6 protein-coding genes and 3 pseudogenes are annotated in these 6,811 nt (G+C 36.9%); 8 read left to right on the top strand and 1 reads right to left on the bottom strand.

Going from position 1 to position 6,811, the window contains the following annotated elements:
- The 4 genes from A9501_RS03150 to A9501_RS03135 form a co-directional block, all read left to right on the top strand.
- Nucleotides 1-242 (top strand): hypothetical protein (locus A9501_RS03150; protein WP_257006482.1); only part of this gene is annotated, 242 nt, incomplete at its 5' end.
- Between the two features lies 1 nt (nt 243).
- The gene (locus A9501_RS03145) at nt 244-609 is read left to right on the top strand and encodes a hypothetical protein (protein WP_065264895.1); all 366 of its coding nucleotides are present in this window, start codon (nt 244-246) and stop codon (nt 607-609) included.
- Nucleotides 610-942: 333 nt separating this feature from the next.
- Entirely contained in the window at nt 943-1,293 is a 351-nt protein-coding gene (locus tag A9501_RS09595; RefSeq protein WP_065264894.1) for a hypothetical protein, read from the top strand.
- Between the two features lie 12 nt (nt 1,294-1,305).
- Nucleotides 1,306-1,662: a hypothetical protein gene (locus A9501_RS03135; protein ID WP_065264893.1), complete on the top strand. Its 357-nt coding sequence runs from the start codon at nt 1,306-1,308 to the stop codon at nt 1,660-1,662.
- 132 nt (nt 1,663-1,794) lie between these two features.
- Here A9501_RS03135 and A9501_RS09890 read toward each other — a convergent pair.
- A pseudogene (locus A9501_RS09890) lies at nt 1,795-2,010 on the bottom strand (hypothetical protein); the annotation flags it as partial.
- On the opposite strand from A9501_RS09890, the gene A9501_RS09810 reads away from it, so the two are divergent.
- From A9501_RS09810 to A9501_RS09665, 4 genes and pseudogenes are all read left to right on the top strand, one after another.
- Entirely contained in the window at nt 1,955-4,186 is a 2,232-nt protein-coding gene (locus tag A9501_RS09810) for a polymorphic toxin-type HINT domain-containing protein (RefSeq protein WP_065264892.1), read from the top strand. The pseudogene A9501_RS09890 and the gene A9501_RS09810 overlap by 56 nt on opposite strands.
- Nucleotides 4,183-4,656: a hypothetical protein gene (locus A9501_RS03125; RefSeq protein ID WP_048953547.1), complete on the top strand. Its 474-nt coding sequence runs from the start codon at nt 4,183-4,185 to the stop codon at nt 4,654-4,656. The genes A9501_RS09810 and A9501_RS03125 overlap by 4 nt, the downstream gene beginning before the upstream one ends.
- 296 nt (nt 4,657-4,952) lie before the next feature.
- Nucleotides 4,953-5,636 (top strand): annotated as a pseudogene (locus A9501_RS09585) (hemagglutinin repeat-containing protein); the annotation flags it as partial.
- A gap of 16 nt (nt 5,637-5,652) precedes the next feature.
- Nucleotides 5,653-6,811, top strand: a pseudogene (locus tag A9501_RS09665) (hemagglutinin repeat-containing protein); the annotation flags it as partial.

Below are 6,811 nucleotides of genomic sequence, written 5' to 3'. Positions count from 1 at the left end.
ACCCAGTAGGTAGTATGCCGATTTTATTGGGAGGAAACCCTGCAACGACATCTGAAAATAATCTGAATAAAAGCTGGTTACAGCGAACAGCAGATATGTTTAGTGATGAACGTTTATCCGTACATAATTGTCACGGGTTAGGACAACAACAATGCGTTATTGATGGATATAGAACTAAAGGAGATCTCAAAATGGGTAATGAAAGAACTATTTTTGAATTAAATAAAGCGAAGGAGAAATAAAATGAAAATAAGATTTTTATTCTTAATACCCTCAATCTTATTGCTTACAAGCTGTAGTGGATGGTTTCAACCTCTACCGCCATACTATCATTGGCGTTTGCATAATGCGGATGCATTATTCCCTGAATCAGATCCTGATGTTTTAACTAAATATGTTGACAGAAGAAAAAAAGATATGACTGATTGCGGTATTATAGATTGGGCGGCAGGAGAAAGTGATAATCCAGAGGTCAATCTTTGTTTAGAGAAAAAAGGCTGGTATTTAGAAGGTGGACCTGTTTGTGAAAATACACTAATGTGGGATAGACCTCCATGTATCCAATGGCGAAAAAAACACAGCAAGCCTGATGCTAAGCCTTGGCAGTAATTAAAAAAGGCGCTTAAAAGTGCGGTCAATATTCGGTGAATTCTAAAATCTCTTGAATATTGACCGCACTTTTCTAAAGGCAAGATCTACCGCTAGATAACGCGTCTCCTGACTCGAGCTTGAACTAACTAAAATAGACAAACTGAATAAAGTTATTCATGAAAATAGTAAAAATCTTAATCAAACGAAATTGATGTTTTAGGCACCCGTCAGGAGAAGCTCGCCATCGTTTGGGCTCATAGTCGAGGAACATTAACTGTTGGTAATGCATTAAAAGCGCTAAATACAGAAGATAACCGAGATAAAAAGCTACTTTCAGGTACGACAATTAAAATGGTGGGTCCTGCAGCAGATGTAACAAGAGCGGATGGCTATTTAAGTCAATTGCAAACGGGTAAAGAAAGAACAACTTCAGATGGTTCAATTCGGATTGAGAATCATGCTAGTGACCCAGTAGGTAGTATGCCGATTTTATTGGGAGGCAACCCTGCAACCACGACAGAAAATAACAATAATAATAGCTGGCTTAAACTTAAAGTGGATATGTTTCGTAATGAGGTCTCTTCCGTTCATAATTGTCATGGATTAGGACAGCCACAATGTGTGGATGATGGATATAGAAAAAAAACAGATCTTAAAATGGGTAATGAAACGACTATTTTTGAGTTAAATAACATGAATTAAGGAGGAGAAAAAATGAGATTTTTATTAATACTATTTTCGCTAACATTATTTAGCTGTTCTTTTGGAGGATTTAAGCCGGCACCACAACATTATCATTGGCGTTTGCATAATGCGGATGCATTATTCCCTGAATCAGATCCTAATGTTTTAACTAAATATGTTGATAGAAAAGAAAAAGATATGAAGAATTGCGGTATGGATTATGTAACAGGAGAAAGTATTAATCCAGAAGTGAATCTTTGCTTAGAGAAAAAAGGTTGGTATCTTGAAGGTGGTCCAGTTTGTGAAGAAAGGCTAATGTGGGATAGTCCAATATGTATCCAATGGCGAAAAAAACATAGCAAACCTGATGCTAAGCCTTGGGGATAAATAATACTGAAGTATTTTAAGCAGAGTACAATTTAACTCGATACAAAGTGCGGTCAATTTTCAAAGAGTTTTTAAATCTCTCAAAAATTGACCGCACTTTTTATTTTCAACGATATTTAAGTTGAGCAAATCTTATAATTTCACATCCAACTTCGCGTAAGCACGCTCTACTTTTTCTAATGCTTTTTCTACGGAAATATCTCGAGCGAGTAAGACACCCAAACGGCGATGGCCATTGACTTCGCCTTTGCCGAAAAGGTGAATATTACTATTAAACCTAAACCTTGCATTGGTGTATAGTAAAGATTCCAATAGCCAATCTAGCACGACAAAAAGTGGCAAATTAGAGAACCGTTTTAATAAAGATGATGTTCAAAAAGAACTTGATTTCCAACGTGAGGTGACAGAGAAATTTGGACCAAATGTCGCGGAAGCTGGAAGTTTGCTTGCTAATAAATTTGGCGAAGAAGCGAAAGCGAAGCGTCATGAAGCCGCAATTGCGTTAGAAGAAGCAGAAAAAGCCAAGGCAGAAAACAACAACGAAACTAACCGCGCTTTAGTCAAACAAGCACGAGATAATTTTGAGACAGCGAGTCGCAAAGCCAAAGAATGGGAAACAGGTGGAAGTCAACGCCTTGTCATTGATTCAGCATTAAATGTTATCAGCACTGCTTTAGCTGGCAGACCGGCAGCGGAAGTGGTGGCTTCAGGATTATCGCCTACGGTGAATAATCAAATTAAGAAAGCGACAACAGATGCAAAAGGCAATGTGAATACCGCTCTCAATTTGACAGCTCATGCACTTTGGGGCGCGGTAGAGGCTTATGCGGGTAACCGTAATGTTGCTGCGGGCGCGGCGGGTGCTGCAGGTGGTGAGGCGGCGGCTCATTTCCTAGCCTCGACACTTTATGATAAATCACCTGAAAAGCTCAGTGAAGAAGAAAAACGTACAGTATCTTCTTTAAGCCAAGTGGCGGCAGGTATTGCGGGTGGTAGTTTATCAGATAGTTCTGATGGGGCGATTATTGCGGCTAAGACGGCGAAAGATTCAGTGGAGAATAACAGCATGGCTGATGACGTTCATCCTAGTGATGAGCGTAAGCAAAACATTGAAATGTATGCCAAGGTTTTATTCAATGGAGATGAAGATAAAGCTAAAGAATATCAAGAAGGTCTAGAGATTGCAGAGGCTAAAGGGCAAATTGATAGTGTTAAAGAAACAGCGGATGCGGTTGTTAATTTAGATGATACCGTTGTGTCTTTATGGGAAGCAATCTCAAATCCAGAGAAAACCTATAATAATATTGTGGTCTCATTGAAAGATTGGGATGAGGCTTATGCGCTTGCCCTTCACGAGAATCCAAAACTCGCGGGTGAAATGCAAGGCTACCGCCAAGGTAAAATGAAAGGTGTTTCAACTGGAGGCGTGGTTCTCAGTGGTGCGGGATTGGGGATAGCTAAGTCTATTGCCAAATTAAAAAATGGCACGATTGATGTAGCTCATTCAGGTATTAATGTCGCGAAGATAAAACCTAAAACTTGTTCTTTCCGTGGTGACATGGAAGTAAAAACAGAGCAAGGTTATAAGCCGATAGCGTCTATTAAAGTCGGAGATAAGGTTTATGCGAAAAATGAACTGACAGGACAAATGACCTATCAGCGTGTACAAGCGCACTACAACAACCCATATGATTTTACGGTATATGTAGAAGTGATTGATGAACAGGGTAAACAGCAAACCATTGTTTCAAACAAAATTCACCCATTCTTTACACAAGTAAGTCAAGGTGAGCTAGTGCCAAGTTCGGAGGGGCATTTCTATAAAGGTGAAATTCAAAACGCTCAGTGGGTAGATGCACAAAACCTGAAAGCGGGTTATAAGTTGTTGTCAGAAAATAATCACTGGCAAACGGTGAAAGGTGTTAGCATCAAGGCTGAGAAGTTAAGTGCATATAACCTGACAGTTGAGACTGATCACACTTACTTTATCAAAGGAGCAAATTCTGACCTTGATGGCGTTTGGGTGCATAATAACTGTTGGAATAGCTTACCGGCAGATGCAGTCCGTACTGGTAAAACTACTCCAAATGGAAGACCTTTATATACCTTTAAAGATAATACAGGTAAGCAGGTAACAGCTTATAAAGGTAAAGATGGACGTTATTATGATCCTAAAGTTTATTCCCCTGAAAAAGTTGATGCTGTAAATGCTAAAGCGGTTGATAACAATGCAATGTTAGGAGCCAATGGTACAAAAATATTTAGTTCAACAGTTTGGAAAGAAAATGGTTCAAAAGCAAGAATTGATATTGAAAATCCTTCTCCAGGTAAAAGACCAGGCCAGATTCATTATCAGGATCAAAATAATATAAAATATTACTATAATCCTAAGGATGATAAATTCTATGTTGGAAAAATATCTGATGGTAAGGTTGCTCCTAAGAATATACAAGAATTATTAAGTAACCCAGACTTTAGAAGGGGTATAGATAAAGGTTTAAATTATTTAGGAGAGAAAAAATGATTTATATGAATTCAAAGATGATAGACTCTTTTAATGAGGTTTATAGTCATAAGAGTCTATCTACAGAATTGTCTTGTATATTAGATAGTGGATTTGTTGAGATAAATAAATGTGTTTTTTTTAGTTTTTTATGGAGTGATGAGTATAGTGATGATATAACCATTGATAATATTAAAGAACAATTTTTAGATTTCTCTGGGTACGAGTTTTCTATTAATAAAATATATATTGAAGATTATGTATCTAAGAATACTAAAGAGGAATCATTTTGTTTTATTAATGCTTTTAAAGTTAAATGGAATAAAGTTTTTCCAGGTAAACCTTGTGTTTTGTTTTTGTATTTTAAAAGTAACGAGTATGGTTTTAGTTCTGTATTTAGTTTTCATGTTAAAAGAATTGATGAGTATGTTTTAGATATTTCTAGTATTGAGGACTTTGAGGATGAAATATATGTAGAAATATTAAATTGAATTTTAATGGCTAGATATTTCAGAAATATATCCCGAAAATTGAGTTTTCTGAGGTTAAGCTTTTAGATATCTGAAATGCATATAACTTAAAGTATCTAATACAAAGTGCGGTCAATTTTCAAAGAGTTTTAAAACCTCTCAAAAACTGACCGCACTTTTTGTGTCTTAAATATAGGCTTTGTAGTGTTTTTAAGCAAAATTTGATGCAACATTGTAAGTTTTATTAATAGCTTAAAAAGAGCGAATCACGTACTCATACTGAAGGAAAAACCGCGGCCAAATCTCAAGTTAATGCAGGCGGCAAGGTGAATATTGTGGCAACGGGTGCTGGAAAGAATTCTGACATTAATATTAAAGGTTCGGATATCTCAGGCAAACAAGGCACAACATTGATTGCAGATAACCAAGTCAATATTAAAGCCACAGAACAAAACCACCAAGAACGTAGCACGAATAAATCGAGTGGTTTTAATGCAGGGGTAGCCATTAAAGTGAGTAATGGTGCGCTTGCTGGGGCTACTTTAGGCGGTAATTACGGAAAAGGTTACGGTAATGGTGATGAAACCTCTTATGTGGCTAGTCATGTGGGAGATAGCCAAAGTAAAACCGTGATTCAAGCTGGTGGTGATGCCAATATTATTGGTACCCAAGTAAAAGGCAAACGTGTAGAACTTAATGCTGAAAACTTGAATATCGAAAGTTTACAAGATAAATCTCGCTATCATGGTAAACAAATGAACGCGAGTGGGAGTGTGACAGTGGGGTACGGTTTTGCTGCGGGTGGTAGTTTCAATAAGTCGAAAGTTAATACAGACTATGCGAGTGTAAATGAACAGGCAGGAATTTTTGCAGGTAATGATGGCTATGATATCAATGTAAAAAATAAAGTTTCTTCTATTGGTGGCGCTATCATTTCAAGTGCACCAAAAGAGAAAAATCAAATGACAGCACAAGATTTCGAATATTCAAAATTATTCTAATGCGAAATCATCTGCGATGGGATTGATGGGAGGTTTCTCTGTAGATCGTGATCAAACTTCTGATGAGGATAAAGCTTTAAATAAAACTTATCGTGGTGAGGATAGAAAGGGCGAAACCTTTGAACAGGCGAATCCAAATAAAGCAAATCAATCGCTGGTAAAATTTGGTTTAGGCACAGATGATGTTCATAGTACAGATTTATACGCTGCAGCAAAAATTGGTCTAGCTAATTTAGCGAGCAATAGAAGTCAAAGTGAAAATAATCAGAGTACAACTAATGCTGTGATTAGTGATGGTAACTTTAATATTGCGAGTATGCAGGGTAAACAGAATATTGAGAGTATCAAAAAATCAACAGAGCAAGACGCAAATAAACTTGAAAAAGCAGATCATGCGAAAATGCAAAAAGAAGTTGAACAGGATGTTGCAACAATTCAGAATTTTGCGCAGAATGTTGGTGGCGCAACGGATGAAGCTTATCGAACAATGTTTATAGCTGAGCATCGGATGTTTACTCATAAAGTGGATGAAAAAGGAGAGCCTATAAAGGATCCAGAAATTCTGAAAAAAATAAATGAAGAAGCAGATGCTAAGGGGTTAGATAGAACAGAATACCTTAAGCAGCAACTAGAAAAAGGACGTAATATTTATGTATTGCATGAATTATCCGATCAAGAGCGTAATCAATTACAAAAAGTCACTTATACTGATCCAAAAACAGGGAAAACAGAGAGTAAATATGTCGTTGCATTTAATGGCATCTTTAATAATCATAATGCAGCAGCAAAATTTGCAGTACAAAACTATATTGCGGGCAGGGATGATAAAACAGGCAATATAGATAAAAAGGTATATAAAGATGTTTATTTTGTTCACCATCCTGAAGCGAAAAATGGTTTGTCAGAGCTCTTAGTGGCGGGTTATGAGAAAATGTTTGAAACTTCTTTTGGAAACTTATTAGGTATGGATAATTCAAGTTTACAAGCGATGAATATCATGAAGCAGTATGGTAAAGATGATTTATACCTTGGTTCTCATAGTCGTGGTACATTAACATTAAGTAATGCATTAAAAGCGTTAAATACGGAAGATAACCGAGCTAAAAAGCTACTTTCAGGTACGACAATTAAAATGGTTGGTCCTGCAGCAGATGTAACAAGAGCGGATGGCTATT

This window comes from Haemophilus sp. CCUG 66565 (genome assembly GCF_001679495.1).
GTDB classification, from domain to species: Bacteria; Pseudomonadota; Gammaproteobacteria; order Enterobacterales; family Pasteurellaceae; genus Haemophilus; species Haemophilus haemolyticus_K.
This window is presented reverse-complemented; position numbering and strand designations above follow the sequence as displayed.

Coding starts and splice junctions, on each gene's coding strand:
- A9501_RS03145 (WP_065264895.1), top strand. CDS start 244: ATGAAAATAAGATTTTTATTCTTAATACCCTCAATCTTATTGCTTACA.
- A9501_RS03125 (WP_048953547.1), top strand. CDS start 4,183: ATGATTTATATGAATTCAAAGATGATAGACTCTTTTAATGAGGTTTAT.
- A9501_RS09595 (WP_065264894.1), top strand. CDS start 943: ATGGTGGGTCCTGCAGCAGATGTAACAAGAGCGGATGGCTATTTAAGT.
- A9501_RS03135 (WP_065264893.1), top strand. CDS start 1,306: ATGAGATTTTTATTAATACTATTTTCGCTAACATTATTTAGCTGTTCT.